This window comes from Ensifer sp. LC384 (assembly GCF_001695865.1).
Classification (GTDB): Bacteria; Pseudomonadota; Alphaproteobacteria; order Rhizobiales; family Rhizobiaceae; genus Ensifer.
Genome location: NZ_MBST01000004.1, coordinates 221,097 through 237,309 on the forward strand (window position 1 = coordinate 221,097; position 16,213 = coordinate 237,309).

Here is a 16,213-nt window from a genome sequence, read left to right on the forward strand (position 1 = left end):
GGCAGGTCTGCTGTTGCGTCGTTAGTTTCCGATGGCAGCCGCGATTGCGGCATTCGCCTTTTTGGCACCTTCGGTCAGGGCCGCCTGCGCATCCTTCTGGCCGGCGAGCATCGCCTCGAATTCCTCGTTGAGGATGTCTCTCACCTGGGGAAGATTGACGAGCCGCACACCCTTGGAGTTTTCCGTCGGCGCCTTGCCCATCATCTGCAGGATCGGCGTTTCACGGCCCGGGTTCTTTTCATAGAAACCCGACTTCTTGGTTTCGTCGTAGGCTGCAAGCGTGACGGGCAGATAGCCCGAGACCTGATGCAGGCGTGCCTGGATTTCGGTCTTCGACAGGAAGTTGAAAAACTCGGCGATGCCCTTGTATTCATCGTCGGACTTGCCGGCGAACACCCAGAGGCTTGCACCACCCGGAATCGTATTCTGCGGGCCGTTGCCATCGTAATAGGGCAACTGGCCGATGCCGTATTTGATGCCGGACTTGATGATGTCGCCGAGGCCGCCGGAGGATTCGGTTAAGATGGCGCATTCACCCGACATGAAGAGCTGTTTGGCCTCCGAGGTGCGGCCGCCATATCGGAACGTGCCGTCCTTGGCGAGATCGGCAATCGCCTGGAAATGCTGGACGAACAGCGGCGCGTCGATCTTCAGTTCGACGTCGAGACCGGCGAGGCCGTTCTCGTTGGTGCCGTAAGCCACGTTGTTCCAGGCTGCAAAGTTCTCGGTCTGGATCCAGGTCAGCCAGGTGGAGGTGAAGCCGCAGGCCGAAGCGCCGCTCGCCTTGATCTTCCTGGCTGCGTCGAACACTTCCGGCCAGGTCTTCGGCGGTTTCTCGGCATCGAGCCCAGCTTTCGCGAACGCGTCCTTGTTGTAATAGAGGATCGGCGACGACGAATTGTAGGGGAATGACAGCATCGTGCCGTCAGCCTTCGAGTAATAGGCGACGATACCGGGCAGGTACTGATCCTTGTTGAATTCGTAACCGCCCTTCTGAAGCACGTCGACCACCGGCAGGATTGCGCCTTCGGCGCCGAGCATCACGCCACTACCGGCATCAAAGACCTGCAGGATGGCGGGCGCCTGCTTGGATCGGAACGCGGCAATGCCGGCGTTCAACGTTTCGGGGTAGGTGCCCTTGAAGACCGGAACCACCTTGTAGGCGGTCTGACTGTCGTTGAATTCCTTTGCGAGCTTGTCGACAACTTCGTTGTTGGCGCCGGTCATGGCATGCCACCATGAAAGCTCGGTGGCGGCCAATGCGTTTGAAGCAAGGCCGGTTGAAAATGCGGACGCGACCACAACGGTCCAGTTCAAATTTCTGAACATGATTCCTCCCATTTCTCAAAAGGCAGGGCATTTGGCACGCCCGGCGAAATCGATCCTCCTCGATCGAAGCTTGCACAACCTTCGCTGCGAAACCAAAAAGTAGTAGAAACGAAATGAAATGAATATGCAACGAAAATATGACAATAGAACACGCATTCCACTGGCCACCGCTGGGAGTGTTTCTCAGCCCCAGTTCTTGTGGATGCTTTCAGTGGGTCTGTGCAGGCTGAGGCCTACCGTTTCGTTCGCAACCTACAAAAGGCCAGCTTGGCGTTGATCCCCAAATCGTCAGCTGCCTGCGCAACATTCTCACAACGTCGTTCGATCTTTGCGCACAGAGCTTCCAAGTCGCTTAGGCGCTGTCGGCCCAGACGGTCGATGCCGTATTGTCCTTGGTCACCACGTTCCATCCTCGGATGAAGCCGTGCGCCCGGTCGAAATACCTGCAGCTGCCGACATTGAGAGCGGTCTGGCGATTTTCTCATCGATTGGCGTTCGGCGGGAATTTCGCTTTCGGGAACAATCAGCGCGCGGCGAAGTGGCGGCCGGCACGCTCTATGGTGCCGCCAACGCACGCTGAATTTTTGTGTCCGTGATGAATATCGACAATATGTGCTACGGGCCTTACGCTCAAAGGCAAGGAAAAGGATACGCCAATGGCTTCGGGAAGCATTCATGTAAAGTTTGGTGGCCAATTGCAGGCTCATGTGCAGCAGCAAATCGGTGATGACGGCCTCTATGAGAACGCCAGCGAATACATTCGCGCGCTTATCCGTCGCGATTTGCAGACTCGTGACGAAACATGGGAAACCTTACAAAAGGAACTGGCTCCGGCCATGCGTGCTGATGACAGTGCGTTTGTCACTGTGACCGCGGAGGACGTAATCCGCCGCAATCGACGCCGTTGATATGCGTACATTTCGGTTTTTTCACCGCGCGGACGCCGCCCAGGACAAGATTTGGCGTGATACTGTCGAAACGCGGGGCGAACAGCAGGCAGTGACCTTATATTACCGGCCTGCATACCCACTTTCAGCGGTTATGCGACGATCGGCTGATTTGGTGGAAGCTGCCACCGCGACGGGTAGTTTCCGAGGATCTAAAACGAGACGCGTATTTCAGCCGTTACGAGCGCCACTATGTGTTCTTCCGCGGACTGGACAACGGCGATCTGGGTGTCATGAGCATTCTGCACGAGCGGATGGATCTGCCGGTTAGGCTCATGGACGACCTAGTGGCGATCTCCGAAAAAACTGCCATTTCGGACAAGTAGGTCGACCTTGATGTGCTTCTAACGCGCACATTTACGAATAGAATAGCGTGTGTCTGCCGGGGCGAGGTCGCCTGGTCGCAGAAGGTGAATCCCTCGGGAAAGCGGAGCGGCTTGCCGGGGGTAGTCGGTCCCGGTCCCCGGCCTGCGGCCGGCGCTTTCGCTGGACCTCCTGCGGCGACCCTTTTAACCGGTCAAGCCGCGCGCGAACGGGCTCTGGCCGCGATGCGGCCGCCGCCTGGTACGCTCATCCCTGTCTGGTTCGTGCAGCATGACCGACGTGAGTACATCGCGCGCCGGCGGGAGCCGCGCACGATTGGGTCGGCCTGACTTCGTCTTGTAGGCCCGTTCAAGCCGGCGCGAGGCGCCACCTTGAGGTTGCCGCGATCCATTGTCTTGTTCGGCCCCGCCGCCACGCCCAAGAGGTCGGCCGCCGAAAAATACCCAATTCTCCATGCCGTCCACGTCGGCATAATTGGGGAATTTTACTTCGGCACTTTTGGGGAAATTTCAGTCGGCATTGACACCGAGTATGTCGCGCGCATGGAGGATGTGCTCGACTTCTATGCCGAGACAACCGACCCAATGCGGCGGGTGGTGTGCTTCGACGAAAGCCCGACCCAGCTTATCGGCGAGGTGCGCCAGCCGATCCCGGCCGTACCGGGAAGGTTGAAGCGCTACGACCGCGTAGTATAAGCGCAACGGCACTGCCAATCTGTCTGTCTTCCTCGACGCACACCGATCCTGGCGCAAGGTGAAAGTCACCGAACGGCGCGCGGCCGACGACTTCGCCCACTGCATGGGCGATCTCGTCGATGCCCATTATCCGGATGCCGCCTACATCCGCGTGGCGCTCGACAATCTGTCGACCCACACACCCGCCGCGCTCTACCAGGCTCTGCCGGCCGCTGAGGCGCGCCGCATGCTCAGGCGGCTGGAATTCCACTACACGCCCAAGCACGTCAGCTGGCTCAACATGGTCGAGATCGAAATCGGCGTCCTGCGCGGCCAATGCCTCGACTGCTGCAGTCATCAGCATAGGCATGATACTCATGCTGATGACTGATTATGCTTGGTTTGCGGGTGCTGCCGGATTGAAGCGCATGGGCTTGCAGTAGGCGTAGATTTCGTCGACGGCATGGGGCAACGCGCGCCAGGCCTCCTTGAACAGGCTTTCCGGAGGCTTGGGGAAGGTCGAAGCAAACATGTCGGCCAATTCGGGCTTGGTTGAGTGCATCAGGATGGCGAGGAGTGGTTCGCCGATTCTCTTTTCTGCAAACAGCGGCGCCCATTGCTCAAGGTTCAGGTTCATCGCTCCGAAGAACCCATCGGCCCAGTCGCCGACGAGGACTTCCTCGTCGTCCGTCCGCATGTAAATCGGGGAATATGCGCCAGGCCTGGTGAGCTGGTCGGCTATCCGGTTGTAATGGTCAACGACGGTATCGATCACGGCCTGCATTTTGTTGCCGATGAATGCCCGTCGCTCGTGTTCCCCGACAACATGCCACATCCAGTCATTGGGCAGTAGCAAGACCGGCCCCGCGACGAGCCCGGTAAGGAAGCCATTCAACATCGACACGCCCCCGCAATGCGGCGGTGGCTTGGCCCTGTCGAACCAGACCTCCAGGTCTTCAAGTGTCATGATCGATAGGCGCCGGGGTTGTTTCACGCTGCTCTCGACAAGGGTTACCTTCCGCCTCTCGTTGTATTCTCCAGTTCCAGGCCAGAAGCTGGTCAAGCTCGTGGTTTCTGACTTCCCGGAGACGATCTTGTCAAGAACGTCACTCAGACATGTGTGGGGATCAAGGCCATTGAGCTGGCCCGTGTGAAGAAGAGATGCGAGCACCGCCCAGCTTCCAGCTTTCCCACAACTGTCGGCAATCAAATTGCGGCATCTGAGGCCAATGGGACGCATAGTTCGCTCGACCGTGTTGGTGTCTATCTCGACAGGGCATCCTCAACGAAGAGCGTCAGACCCGACCAGTGTTTCAGTGTGTAGCTGATAGCGCGGTTCAGTGGGGCGTTGGTCGGGGGAACCCGTCGAGAGATCACGGCTGCGGCGCAGAACGGCTCTGATGCGCGCGATCAGTTCGCGGCTGCCGAAAGGCTTGGCGATGTAGTCGTCTGCACCCATCTGGGGCCCGATAACGCCGTCCACCTCTCTGAAGTTTGCGGTCAACAGCTTGCCAACTTCAGATGGCTACCGTCGAACGCACAGCAAGCGGCGGTGATGCAAAGCGACCAGCCCGCTGAAACCGCGAATTCGCTGCCCGCACCTAAGGGCAATTGCAATCTAACCATCGCGCACTACGCCGGCACCCCGTGCTCCGCATCGGTCTCACGCCGAGGTGATGGGCAATGAACTTCAACACCATCACCTGGGGGGGGCGGCAGGCGACGGGTGCAGTCGGTGGTAAAACCAAGCTTAGAGATAGGCGAGATCCGAGGTAAGGGTGTGCAGCGTATTTGTGCCCATACTGTCGTTGTCAAGTTCGCGAAGCACGAACTCATCCATCCAAAGATCACCCAAAAGTGAAGGCGTGACAGGAAACATTTTTCGTTGCCACTCCAACGTCATTCGTTCAAGCCACGGCGATGTCGGTATGTACAAAGTCGTTGCCCTTGAACAGCAGCGGAAGGCGATAGGCCCGCGCACAGGCATAGGCAAAACAGTCGCCCATGTTCAGGTCGGCTTTGTGGCGCCCCTTCCCGAAGATCCCGAATGCCTTGATGGCTTCCCGACCGATGGTCGCACTGATCTCGATCATCTCGGCGGATGTTTCCTCAATGAAAAGCTCGACAAGCTCTTCTGCCTGTTCGATCGGACATGCCCGCTTGCGTGCAAGGCCAGCCGTTGCTTCGTAGACGACAACCGGCGAAACATAAACCTTGCTGGCTTGGGCAAGTCGGGCGGAGAGGGAAAGGCGGTCTTCCTCATCACCGATTATGCCGATGATGGCGGATGCATCGACGAACACTATGCGTCTCCCGACAAATCATCGAAAAATGCTTTATCAGCTTGCATTCCGCTGGCGGGAAAAGCACGGTAACGGTCGGACAGGCGCTCCAGGCGCTCGGTCAGCGGGATCTCCCCGCGAGCGCGTCGGTATTCCTGTTCCACCGCTTCACGGATAGTGTCGGTCAAACTTTTGTTCTTAAGCTTGGCCAGTTTTCGGACCACATTGTCGGTCGCCTCGTCTTTGACGGAAAACGCCATCTCCATCTCCGTTCGTCCATACGTATAGACAGTGCTGTATAGATATCATTGCCTCCCCCTTTGTGCCAGTAAATTTGTGCCAAGCGGAGTCTATGCTCGCCGCCTCGACATAGACGCGAGCTTTTTTCGAGGCAGGCCAGTACGCCGGCATCGTAGAACAAGGGGAGAGGCCCGCTTGTTCAGGCGAAGCTGCGCACTCCACAGGTGATTTTCGCTATTTCGCCCGGCGATTCCATCCATCCTCAATATAAAGGGCGCAACGAGGCCCGCCTTGCGCTCGTCAAGCAGTCGGACGGACCTGAGCTTGTCTTATATCGGCTGTGGCCGTATCTGGACCATCGGCTAACTATCGTCAGCGCGCCTAAGTCGCTCAAACCAATCAGACTAGATGCCGTCGCCAGATTGCGCGGCAGCTCAGATCTTTCCCAGAAAGATCAGGCATTAGGTAGCAAAGGCCACCAAGCCTATGAGCGAGTTGATCTATCCTGTCTCAGCGGGCTGCGCGGTCATGCGCGTCCCGATCGCCATCCGGGTTAGTGTAATCTTGATTGCCGTAATCGGGATTACGCTAATGTTCGTAGATCGCGCCCAAGATACGTCGGTCGTCGACCACTCCGGCGTGACGGAAGCGCTCCGCCTTGGTAAGGTCGTCGAGTTCGGACGACAGTCGGTTCGTGCGGCCTTTCCCGCGAATTTGGCCACGCGCCGTATCAGGCGGCAATTGCGCAAAGAAGTTGCCTGTTCGCAAGTTTTGCCGACGTGCCGCACGCGGCCGGCTTTCGCAAGTTGGGTCAAAATTGCCGACAGCTTGCGTGACACCTGACCAAAGATATCCGTGTCGTTGCCCAATCCGACTGCCCGCGTGATCTTCGCGACACATTCGGATGTTGAACCGGGCTTGCTGCGTTGCGGAGAATCTCGAGCACGACCTGACGCTGGTTTACGTCTCCCATGTACGATTTGACTTCATCTGAAACCCTCGCGGTTCGGCCTGGACGCCGCGACTAAACTAGGCTCAGGACTCATTGCTTAAAACCAGAAGATGACGGTTGCAGCGATGCAGATCACCAATCTTGAAGCTGATTGCAGCCCTTGGAAATCCCTTCGATCCGAGGGAAGATCATCCCGCTCTAACTCTTGGGGGTTCTCATGGAAAATCACGAGCCGTTTCTGCGCGAGGCGATTGCGCTCTCGAAATCCGCGATGGCAAACGGCGACGAACCGTTTGGCTCGGTACTGGTAAAGGACGGCGAAGTCATCCTGCGCGCCGAAAACAGCGTCTTCACCGGCCACGATATGACAAATCACGCCGAGATGAACTTGGTTAAACTGGCGGCGCAGCATTACGGCCCTGCTTTTCTCGCTGACTGCACGCTCTACACCAGCACTGAGCCGTGCGCGATGTGCTCCGGGGCGATCTACTGGTCGGGTATCGGGCGTATGGTGTTTGCGTGCTCCGAAACACGGCTCGGCGAGATTGCTGGGATCGGGTTAAATGTGCCTAGCCGGGCAGTGTTGCAGACCGGCGCGCGTGCCGTCACTGTGGTTGGCCCGACGAACCTCGAAGACGAAGCCGCCGAAGTCCACCAGGAATTCTGGCCGAAGTATCTGGGCAAGGTTTAGGCTCAGGGCTCATTGATCAGAGCCAGAAGATGACGGCGGCTGCGATGCAGATGGCCGAGAAGAAGGTGTGGGCGCATCTGTCGTAGCGGGTGGCGATACGCCGCCAGTCCTTGAGCTTTGCGAACAGGTTCTCGACCTTGTGGCGTTGACGATAGAGGGCGGTGTCGTAGGCGTATGGGACTTTTCGGCTTCGGCTCGACGGGATGCACGGTTCGATGCCCCTGGCTTCGAGTTCCTCTCGGAACCAGGCGCTGTCATAGCCGCGATCGGCGATCAGATGAGAGGCCGGTGGGAGCTCGCCGAGCACGATACGGGCGCCCTTATGGTCGCTCATCTGGCCTTCCGACAGGAGCAGGATGATCGGCCTGCCTTCGCCGTCACAAACGGTGTGAAGCTTCGAGTTCAGACCGCCCCTTGTTCGCCCGATACGACGGGGAACATCCCCTTTTTAAGAAGGCTCGCCGCGGTGCGGTGGGCCTTCAGATGCGTCGCGTCGATCATGATACGCTCGGGTCTCGGACCTTCGCCGGCGAGCCCGGCGAAGATGCGGTTGAAGACACCCATCCGGCTCCAGCGGATGAAGCGGTTATAGAGCGTCTTATGCGGACCGTAGCCAGTCGGCGCGTCCTTCCACTGCAGACCATTGCGGATCACATAGACGATGCCACTGACAACTCGCCGGTCATCGACCCGCGGCATCCCGTGCGACAGCGGAAAGAACGGCGATATCCGCGCCATCTGGCGCTCGCTCAGCAGAAACAAATCACCCATCACAGCCTCCTTTTGGAAGCCGTGAATCACATCTCAATGGGAATTAATAGGTCCTGAGCCTAGTTCGACGCTGCCGCTCGCGCCCGCTGCTCCTCGCATTCCGCGAAGGGTGCCCTGGGTGGCATGGCCTCGGCCTGTGCGGTCGTCATGCAGACCGGCAGCCCCGCTTTCCTTGCGCTCGCGAGAACCAGATCGCGGTCTTTCTCCAGCGGGTACTGAAAAGCCGCTTCAACCCGCCACTCCGACTCGAGCGAAAGCAGTGCTGCCGCCGCGTCCGCGGCTTCATCGACTCGGCCCAGTTCGGCGGCGATCATCGCCCGGTAGGCGGCGATCCTCGGGGAATCGAGGCCAAGCCTGCGTGCCAACGGATAGGCTTTCGCGAACTCACCGCCGTGAAAATAAGCCTTCGTGAGAACCGCGTTCCACCAGTGCAGGTGGTGGGGGTTGAGGCGGACCGCGCGATCGGCCAGTTCCGGCCCACGCTCGGCAACGCCCGCCTCTGCGGCATTGCCCGCGGCAAGCGCCAGGAGATCGGCGTTGTTGGGGCCGAGCGCAAGAGCGTGCTCGCGGCGCTCGCGCGTGGTCTCGTGGTCGCCATGCCATTGGGCGCTGACGCTCCATAGCTGCCAGGCCAGCGGGTCCTGAGGGTCGAGCTCGACCGCCCGCGCGGAAAGCTCGTCGAGCTTCCTCACGTTGAAGCCAATGTCCTCGGCCGCGCCCACCCAAGCCTCTATGGTGTAGGCCCAGCCGAGGTCGCGCACCATCGGCTGGAAATCAGGATCGAGCGCTAGGCCTTTCTCGAACAGCTTGCGCGCCTCCGTGGCGCCGGCCGCCGTGACCTTGTGATTTTCGGCCGCGCCGAGCAGCCAGTAATCATAGGCGGTGAGCTCGTCGGCATTCTTGCGCCGCGCGGCCGCCTTTTGCGCCTGGCTGATCGGCGATTGCCAGCCTGTCAACGCCGCTGCGATCTTCTCGGTGATCTCATCCTGCACGGCAAAGAAGTCACCGGCGCTGCGGTCGTAACGCTCCGACCAGACATGCTCGCCGCTCTGCGCATTGACGAGCTGCGCCGTCACCCGAAGCCTGTGCAGGTCGATCCTGAGGCTCCCTTGCAGGACATACTTGACGTTGAGTTCTCTGGCGATGGCGCGAACGTCGTTGGCCTTGCCGCGATAGACCTCGGTCGAGGTCCGCGCGATGACCGGGATGTCGCGGAAGCGCGCCAGGTCGGTGATGATGTCCTCGGTGATGCCGTCGGCGAACCGGTCCCACTTCGCGTCCTCGCTGAGGTTCTCGAACGGCAGCACGGCGATCGCCGGAGGTTCCGCGCCGGATTTCGTCGTCGGCAGGAAGTAGACGGCGGCGAGCACGGCCAGCCCGGCCGCGCCCGCGACGAGCCCGGCCCAGCGTGGCCATGATCTCACGCGGGTCTGTTCCGCCTGCGCTGCCTCGAGCAGGTAGCCGCGCTTCAGCACTGTCTTGACGATCTGGTGCTTGTCGTCGCCGAGCGCCTTGCGGATCTCGGTGATGCACTGCACCAAGCTGTCGTCGGTGACGGCGATGCCTGCCCACACGGCCCTTACCAGCTCGTCCTTGGTGACGAGCTTGCCCTGCTGCACGGCGAGCACCCTGAGCACCTCTGCCGCCTGCGGCCGCAGCTTCGTGACGTGCCCGGCGGAATCCGTCACCAATCCGCGCTGAAGGTCGACCATGCGGCCGTTCAGGCGAAGCGGCATCAGCGCCGGGCTGTCCATCGGACGTTTCCCTCAAGGCGAGGCCGTTCAGGCCCGCGGTGTCAACATACTGCAAAGCCTGTTGCTGTTCCAGCATCCGCAGGTTTCCGACCGGAATCGGCTAGGTTTCGCGCGATTTCGTCCGCCGATCGTGCCGCTCTCGTTACGAACGACGGCATCGGGTTCACGATCTGCGAAGTCGGGACGCGGCGGCGGGCCGCCAGGCTGTCGCCCCACCACTTGAGGAGAGAACAGCAATGACCAGGTTCCTGACCGCATCCGTGTTGGTGGGCTCGATGTTGACCGGCGCGTCGGCCGGGGTCGAGCTGGCGCCGGGCAGCGGGCACAGCATCCATCTCGCGGAACTCGACGGCGTCGTCTATTACACGGTCGATCCGGACGGATACCGGGTTGTCGCGACCCTGGCTTCGGGCGCGGACGCGCTGCCGGTCCGGGTGATATCCACGCTCGCGCCGGGGCAAAACATGCTCATCTCGGTACCCCGGTCGGTCGGCGAGCCGTCCATCGATGTCGAGATTGCGCACAATGGTCACGCGCTGGTCGTGACCGATCCGGCCCCAGCGGCTGCCGGCGATCATGTGGGCGAGGTGTCGACCGGCGGAGCGCAGCCGAACTGAGAGCCTTCGCAGGGCGAGGCCGTTTCAAGGTCTCGATCAGTCTACCTACCGCAAAAGCCTGCCCCCGTTGCAGCATCCGCAAGCTTTCCGCGGGAATTGGCAAGGCTTCGCGTGATTTCGTGCGCAGATCTCGGCCGCTGCCGCCGCTTTTGGCGAAACCGCATCAAGGAATGGAGCAAGCCCGTGATCGAACTCGTTATCGCCGCCTGCCTCGCGACAGGCGAATGCCGGGAAACCAGGCTGACCTACGACGCACGCGATGTCTCGCTCATGACCTGCATGGTCACCGGACAGGCGGAGATCGCGCGCTGGCAACAGCAGCACCCTCGTTGGCGGGTCAAGCGCTGGCATTGCGGTATCGCCCGGCAGTACGGCCAGGTTCTGTAATCGTTCCCGTCTGCCTCGGCCGGGTCGGAACTCGACCAGCACGAGGCTGACCAAGCGCACCGGATGGTCGCCGAAAGGGCAGCGCTACCGCACGCATGCGCCGTTCGGCGGGTGGAAGACGCAGACCTTCATCGCCGGTCTGCGCTGCCACGCCATGATCGCGTCCTGGATCGTCGAGGAGATCTGGTGGTCTTTGCTACCTAATGCCGGAAAGATCCGAGCTGTCTGTTCAATGCTTGCGGTTTTCTTATGGCCTAGCGAAGCCACTCGTTCCAGCGTTGCAGCAGTTGCGCCGCATTGGCGTTGATCCACTCAGCATCGGGGACAACCATATAATCCCGGACCTCGTCTGCATGCGGCATCGTCTTGCGCACATCTTCCGACATCAAGGCGATCGCCTCGGTGCTTGGCGGCGTGCATGACAGCACTTCGCAAGCCTGCGCCTGTGCCTCCGGCGAATTCAGCCAAAAGGCCATCAGCTTCAGCGCGTTCTCACGGTTCTGCGCCCCTTTGACAAGCGCAATTCGGTCTCCGACTAGGAACGATGCCTTGTAGGACCAGCCAATCGGCAACCCCTCGTTCTGCATCGCCTTTGCGCGCGTCAGCCATATCTGTCCAACTGAATAGTCGCCATTGCGAAACCCTTGCACACTCTGATCGCCGGTCTTCCACCACACCGAAACCGAGGGCCGGATCTCGTCGAGTTTTTTTAACGCCCGTTCGACGTCAAGCGGAAACAGCTCCTCACGGCTGACACCATCGGCAAGCAATGCCGCTGCCATCACACGCCATGGATCATCGAAGTTCGGAAAAGCGCGCTCACCCGGAAACGTCTTGCTGTCCCACATATCGGCCCAGGTCTGCGGCGTCGGTTCTCCATCGCCAGTTCGATAGGCGAGCAACGTGGCTGTCGATTGCAACAGTGCACCGCCGGCCGCACAGGCGTTCGCACCGAGATCTCTCCTTTCGGCGAACTGTTTGCAGAAACCGGTCAGGTCTTCGGTGACCGCCTTGTGTGACGTCGATGCCGCCTGGATTTCGCCATCGAGATAAAGATCCCAGGTGACATTTCCAGTCTTCACCATCGCCGCGACCTTGGCGCGCATTTCTGCATTGGTCGCAACGACAGTTACCACCTTAATCCCGGTCGCCTTCGTGAAGGGATCGAACCAGGCCTCCTTCAGCGCGCGGTCGTAGGCGCCGCCAGTCGAAGCGATGACCACTTGCTCACTGGCAAATGATGCAGAAGACCAAGAAAGCAAAGGCAATATGCCCGCAAGCATCAGTTTATGTATTTTATTCCAACTCAGCGGCATCGAAATCATGGGCTGTTCCTTTGTAGGGTTGGCAGGATGGGAAGTATCGCTGTGATCAGTTTCGCTTTTGGGCATTGGCCAAATGAATGGCGCCCATCAACATGAGGGAAACGGCCACCAGCACTGTCGAGACAGCCGCGATCACCGGCGTGAGGTTAAAGTCGATATCTTCGAACATCTTGCGTCCGATCGACTTGCCGCCAATATCCGAAATGAAGAACGCGACCGTCGCTTCATCGAACGAAGCCAGAAAAGCGAACACGGCACCTGCCGCCACACCCGGAGCGATGTTGGGCAAGACCACAAGGACGAAGGCCTGCAGCCTGTTGGCTCCGCAGTTCAAAGCTGCCAATTCCAGCGCGGGGTCGAAACGCTGGAGCGCCGCCGTGACCGTGATCATCACGTAAGGTGTGGCAAGCACGGTATGGGCGATGAGAAAGCCGAAGAAGTTGCCCGTAAGCTGCAGCGGTGAGAACACCAAATAAAGTGCGACCCCAAGCACAATATGCGGCACGATCATCGGTCCAAGCGCTAGAGCCTGAAGCGCCGATCGGAAGGGGAGACGCCCTCTCACGATCGCAAGCGCGGCCATCGTGCCAATAATCGTGGCTGTCGCAGTCGTGGCAAGCGCGATCTTGAGGCTGAACCAGGTCGCCGCCATCCAGTCCGGGTCACTGAAATAGGCACGGTACCATTTGAGGCTCAGCCCGCTCGGCGGAAACTCAATATAGTCCATCTCGCTGAGTGACATGGGGATGACAATGAGCGTTGGCAGCAGCAAGAAGAAGAGGACGCAACCGATCACGCCTCCCAAAGCGATCATGCCGGAGACCTTGGCAAAGGCGTGGAAGGCTGGCGCGGCGTAATGGTCGCGGGCCAGTGACAGACGATTTGGCGAACGTGCGAGATCAATGGACACTGTGCAATCCCTTGCTGAGCGAGAGTGTCTTTCGAAACAGGAAAACGAAGATGAGCGTGACGGCCAAAAGCACCGTCGAAAGCGCTGCGGCGAACGGCCAGTCGAGCAGAACGGTTGTTTGCTGCCCGATCAGGGTCGCCATCAGCATTGATCCCGGGCCGCCGACCAACGCCGGCGTTATGTAAAAGCCCAGTGCAAGTACGAAGCACAGAACGCCGCCCGCAAAGACACCCGGCAGGCTGAGCGGCAAGGTGACGCTGAGGAACGCGCGAAACGCTCCAGCTCCGAGATTGCGCGCTGCCCGAACATAGTCTGGAGGCAAGGTTCGCAATGTCGAATAGATTGGCAGGATCATGAATGGCATCAACACATGCGTCATGGCCACGATCACTGCGCCCTGCGTGTAGATCAGCTTCAGCGGTTCGTCAGTAATGCCAACATCCGCCAAAAGCGCATTCACGATGCCATTGCGTTGCAGAAGAACGACCCACGCGTAGGATCTGACCAGAACCGACGTCCACAGAGGTATGAAGACGCAGGCCGCAACCACCATGGCGACACCATGTCTCAACCGCGCCATCAGATAGGCGACGGGAAAGCCGAGAAAGAGGCTTGCAATCGTCACAATGAATGCAACCTTCACCGTGCTTGCCAACACGTCGAGATAGAGCGGCTCGGCAACGAGACGCCGATAGTGATCAAGGCTGCCGCCCTCAAAACTCAGTGCAACCAGGCGGCTGACGGGGTAGACGAATCCGATGACGAGTGCCGCTACAAGGGGCGCTGCCAAGCCGATCGAAACGCTACGCGAATAAAACCGTGCGGACGCCACGGTCGACCGTGGCTGGCGGGCGGACACAGCCGGCGAAACTTCGGAAAGGCCGCTCATGCCGCATACCTTTCCGTTTCCGGAAACAAGTGAATGGCTCCATCATCGAGCAGAAGGTCAACCTGGTCCCTCTCGTGAAAAGGCAATCCTTCATCGGCCGGCAGCTGTATCTGCAAGAGAACGTCCGGGCGGCTTTCCAGCCGAACCAAGACAATATGGACGGAACCCACGAAGACGCAGGTCTCCACAACAGCCGCAAGGCAGCCCGCACCACCTTCACCACGCTTGGCAACCCGAACCCGCTCCGGGCGTATCGCAAGCTTTATTGTTTCGCCGGCCGAAGGGCCGACCGCCCGCAGACCTTTTGAACGAATGGAAAGAACAGTGTCGTCTGACAGACGCACCACGGCCGTGCCATCTGCGTTCTCGATGCAACTGCCTTCGATGAAGTTCATGCGACCGATAAAATCGGCCACAAATGCCGAATTCGGTTGCCGGTAGAGTTCTGTCGGAGTGCCGAATTGCATCAACTCGCCGCCGGCCATAACCGCAACGCGGTCTGACATCGTCAGCGCCTCGTCCTGATCGTGCGTCACATAGACAACGGTCGCACCCAGCCGCTCTTGCAGGCGCTTGATTTCGAACTGCATCGCCTCTCGCAGCTTCTTGTCCAGCGCGCCCAGTGGTTCATCCATCAACAGAACAGGCGGTTCGAATGCCAGCGCTCGCGCCAATGCAACGCGCTGCTGTTGGCCGCCGGACAATTGTTGGGGGTAGCGCTCCCCATAACTTGAGAGCTGCACGAGTTCGAGCATCTCCTCGACCCGCGTGGCAATCCGCGTCTTGTTGGATCGACCTCGCATGCGCAACGGAAATGCGATGTTCTGATGAACCGTTAGATGCGGAAAAAGAGCGTACTTTTGAAACACCATGCCGATGCCACGACGGTTGGGAGCAACATGCGTTACATCTCGTCCCCCAATGACGATCTTGCCGGCGCTCGGTCCCTCAAAGCCCGCGATCATGTTCAGCGCGGTTGTCTTGCCGGAACCGGAAGGACCGACAAGCGAAACAAACTCACCGGCACCGATCTCAAGTGACAGGTTCGTGACGGCGCTCACGCTGCCGAAATGCTTCTCGAGCCCAATAAGAGACAAATATTGACCAATCAATTCTGACTTTCCTTTCAACTGTTCCGGTGACGCTCTGTGGCGCCTAACCTCTGAAGGGCCGCGAGACGGCCCCGTACCGACAATCCCATCGGGCGACCCGCAGGCGCTGTCGGGCAAATCAATGCTGATGAAAGAATCCGCATCACCCTTGGAGGCGGTACCCGTGACGATAATCAAGAAAGCTGCTAGGACTCGTTGATGCGACAAAAGTTTTGCAGAACTTTCATATTTCATTTTTGTTGCATCAAAAATTTGCATTGTCAACTGAGTGAGGGGTTTGAATGGCGGTCCATGTGAGCGAGCTGGGCAATATTGATCGTGCGGCGGAAAACCTTGGTGATGCCGTGTATCGCCAGATGAAGGAGCGGATCATCCGTGGCGTCTACCGCCCGGGGCATAAGTTGACGGTGAGGGCAGTTGCCCAGGAATTGGATGTGAGCACCACTCCTGCGCGTGACGCCATCAATCGGCTCGCAAGTGAAGCCGCACTTGTCTATGCCGGCCCAAAGACGGTCGTCGTGCCTGTCCTTGATGCCAAGGCGCTGCAGGAGATCACGCTTATTCGGTTGGCGCTCGAGGGGTTGGCGGCGCAGCAGGCCGCCGAGCATGTTGCCTCAGAGGACGTGGAAGCCCTCAGGTCTTTGCAAAAACAAATTAATTCGGCGCTTGATGCCGGGCGATACGCGGATGCCCTATGGCATAACAAAGAGTTCCATTTTGCGATCTTCCGGCTGGCAAAATTGCCGCACCTCGTTTCGATGATCGAAACACTTTGGTTGCGGATCGGCCCCTCCTTGCACGATCTTTATCCGGAGTTTGCAAAGGAGCGGTTTGGTGTTCACAACCATGAGGTTGCGATGGAGGCGCTCGAAGAACGCGATGGCGCTAGCGTCCGGGCCGCAATGGAGAATGATATTCGTGACGGCTATCGGCGTCTGAGGCGGGCCTGTCGCGAAAGGGCGACTGTATCCGCGCAATAGAAAATTTGTTGCGTGGACTTGACGGCCGG

16 protein-coding genes and 2 pseudogenes are annotated in these 16,213 nt (G+C 59.3%); 7 read left to right on the forward strand and 11 right to left on the reverse strand.

The genetic code is table 11. From position 1 onward, the window contains the following. Positions 1–21 precede the first annotated feature (21 nt). Positions 22–1,332 (reverse strand): sn-glycerol-3-phosphate ABC transporter substrate-binding protein UgpB, encoded by a 1,311-nt coding sequence (ugpB, locus tag BC363_RS06295; RefSeq protein WP_244519813.1) that lies wholly within the window; start codon positions 1,330–1,332, stop codon positions 22–24. Between the two features lie 653 nt (positions 1,333–1,985). On the opposite strand from ugpB, the gene BC363_RS06300 reads away from it, so the two are divergent. Beyond that, entirely contained in the window at positions 1,986–2,237 is a 252-nt protein-coding gene (locus BC363_RS06300) for a transcriptional regulator (protein WP_065784458.1), read from the forward strand. Between the two features lie 893 nt (positions 2,238–3,130). Continuing rightward, positions 3,131–3,617: pseudogene (locus BC363_RS33280) on the forward strand (IS630 family transposase); the annotation flags it as partial. Positions 3,618–3,665: 48 nt separating this feature from the next. Here BC363_RS33280 and BC363_RS06315 read toward each other — a convergent pair. From BC363_RS06315 to BC363_RS06325, 4 genes and pseudogenes are all read right to left on the reverse strand, one after another. Further along, positions 3,666–4,268, reverse strand: coding sequence for a UPF0149 family protein (locus BC363_RS06315; RefSeq protein ID WP_065784457.1), 603 nt, complete (start codon positions 4,266–4,268; stop codon positions 3,666–3,668). Positions 4,269–4,649: 381 nt separating this feature from the next. Beyond that, positions 4,650–4,781 (reverse strand): annotated as a pseudogene (locus BC363_RS35800) (DNA-binding response regulator); the annotation flags it as partial. A gap of 400 nt (positions 4,782–5,181) precedes the next feature. Continuing rightward, positions 5,182–5,577 (reverse strand): type II toxin-antitoxin system VapC family toxin, encoded by a 396-nt coding sequence (locus BC363_RS06320; protein WP_065784456.1) that lies wholly within the window; start codon positions 5,575–5,577, stop codon positions 5,182–5,184. Beyond that, on the reverse strand, positions 5,577–5,816 hold the full coding sequence (locus BC363_RS06325; protein WP_065784493.1) for a type II toxin-antitoxin system VapB family antitoxin: 240 nt from the start codon (positions 5,814–5,816) through the stop codon (positions 5,577–5,579). The genes BC363_RS06320 and BC363_RS06325 overlap by 1 nt, the downstream gene beginning before the upstream one ends. Before the next feature lie 466 nt (positions 5,817–6,282). On the opposite strand from BC363_RS06325, the gene BC363_RS06330 reads away from it, so the two are divergent. Both BC363_RS06330 and BC363_RS06335 read left to right on the forward strand, forming a co-directional pair. Next, positions 6,283–6,639, forward strand: a complete 357-nt coding sequence (locus BC363_RS06330; protein WP_065784455.1) for a hypothetical protein — start codon at positions 6,283–6,285, stop codon at positions 6,637–6,639. A 326-nt stretch (positions 6,640–6,965) separates the two neighbouring features. After that, on the forward strand, positions 6,966–7,439 hold the full coding sequence (locus BC363_RS06335) for a nucleoside deaminase (protein ID WP_065784454.1): 474 nt from the start codon (positions 6,966–6,968) through the stop codon (positions 7,437–7,439). 16 nt (positions 7,440–7,455) lie between these two features. Here the strand turns inward: BC363_RS06335 and BC363_RS33290 are convergent. Continuing rightward, a protein-coding gene (locus tag BC363_RS33290) for an IS5 family transposase (RefSeq protein WP_141690234.1) occupies positions 7,456–8,210 on the reverse strand; the annotation gives its coding sequence in 2 pieces (ribosomal slippage) (positions 7,456–7,877 and positions 7,877–8,210; 756 coding nt in all). A 59-nt stretch (positions 8,211–8,269) separates the two neighbouring features. Continuing rightward, positions 8,270–9,964 (reverse strand): winged helix-turn-helix domain-containing protein, encoded by a 1,695-nt coding sequence (locus BC363_RS06350; protein WP_065784451.1) that lies wholly within the window; start codon positions 9,962–9,964, stop codon positions 8,270–8,272. Positions 9,965–10,200: 236 nt separating this feature from the next. On the opposite strand from BC363_RS06350, the gene BC363_RS06355 reads away from it, so the two are divergent. Next, entirely contained in the window at positions 10,201–10,581 is a 381-nt protein-coding gene (locus tag BC363_RS06355) for a hypothetical protein (RefSeq protein WP_065784450.1), read from the forward strand. 183 nt (positions 10,582–10,764) lie between these two features. After that, entirely contained in the window at positions 10,765–10,968 is a 204-nt protein-coding gene (locus BC363_RS06360) for a hypothetical protein (protein ID WP_065784491.1), read from the forward strand. 254 nt (positions 10,969–11,222) lie between these two features. Here the strand turns inward: BC363_RS06360 and BC363_RS06365 are convergent, their stop codons facing one another. Genes BC363_RS06365 through BC363_RS06380 form a run of 4 tightly spaced genes read right to left on the reverse strand, consistent with a single transcriptional unit; the run spans position 11,223 to position 15,204 of the window. Then, entirely contained in the window at positions 11,223–12,293 is a 1,071-nt protein-coding gene (locus BC363_RS06365) for an ABC transporter substrate-binding protein (protein WP_065784449.1), read from the reverse strand. 46 nt (positions 12,294–12,339) lie between these two features. After that, complete coding sequence (locus BC363_RS06370; RefSeq protein WP_141690235.1) at positions 12,340–13,203, reverse strand: ABC transporter permease; 864 nt, start codon at positions 13,201–13,203, stop codon at positions 12,340–12,342. Beyond that, positions 13,193–14,092, reverse strand: coding sequence for an ABC transporter permease (locus tag BC363_RS06375; RefSeq protein ID WP_065784448.1), 900 nt, complete (start codon positions 14,090–14,092; stop codon positions 13,193–13,195). The genes BC363_RS06370 and BC363_RS06375 overlap by 11 nt, the downstream gene beginning before the upstream one ends. Next, positions 14,089–15,204: an ABC transporter ATP-binding protein gene (locus tag BC363_RS06380; RefSeq protein WP_065784447.1), complete on the reverse strand. Its 1,116-nt coding sequence runs from the start codon at positions 15,202–15,204 to the stop codon at positions 14,089–14,091. The genes BC363_RS06375 and BC363_RS06380 overlap by 4 nt, the downstream gene beginning before the upstream one ends. Positions 15,205–15,485: 281 nt before the next feature. Here BC363_RS06380 and BC363_RS06385 point away from each other — a divergent pair, with 281 nt between their 5' ends. Next, entirely contained in the window at positions 15,486–16,184 is a 699-nt protein-coding gene (locus tag BC363_RS06385; RefSeq protein WP_065784446.1) for a GntR family transcriptional regulator, read from the forward strand. Positions 16,185–16,213: the final 29 nt, after the last annotated feature.

What these genes read in the sequence shown, in the direction of transcription:
- BC363_RS06300 (WP_065784458.1), top strand. Translation starts at nt 1,986, where the DNA reads ATGGCTTCGGGAAGCATTCATGTAAAGTTTGGTGGCCAATTGCAGGCT.
- BC363_RS06325 (WP_065784493.1), bottom strand. Translation starts at nt 5,816, where the DNA reads ATGGCGTTTTCCGTCAAAGACGAGGCGACCGACAATGTGGTCCGAAAA.
- BC363_RS06330 (WP_065784455.1), top strand. Translation starts at nt 6,283, where the DNA reads ATGAGCGAGTTGATCTATCCTGTCTCAGCGGGCTGCGCGGTCATGCGC.
- BC363_RS06335 (WP_065784454.1), top strand. Translation starts at nt 6,966, where the DNA reads ATGGAAAATCACGAGCCGTTTCTGCGCGAGGCGATTGCGCTCTCGAAA.
- BC363_RS06350 (WP_065784451.1), bottom strand. Translation starts at nt 9,964, where the DNA reads ATGGACAGCCCGGCGCTGATGCCGCTTCGCCTGAACGGCCGCATGGTC.
- BC363_RS06355 (WP_065784450.1), top strand. Translation starts at nt 10,201, where the DNA reads ATGACCAGGTTCCTGACCGCATCCGTGTTGGTGGGCTCGATGTTGACC.
- BC363_RS06365 (WP_065784449.1), bottom strand. Translation starts at nt 12,293, where the DNA reads ATGATTTCGATGCCGCTGAGTTGGAATAAAATACATAAACTGATGCTT.
- BC363_RS06375 (WP_065784448.1), bottom strand. Translation starts at nt 14,092, where the DNA reads ATGAGCGGCCTTTCCGAAGTTTCGCCGGCTGTGTCCGCCCGCCAGCCA.
- BC363_RS06385 (WP_065784446.1), top strand. Translation starts at nt 15,486, where the DNA reads ATGGCGGTCCATGTGAGCGAGCTGGGCAATATTGATCGTGCGGCGGAA.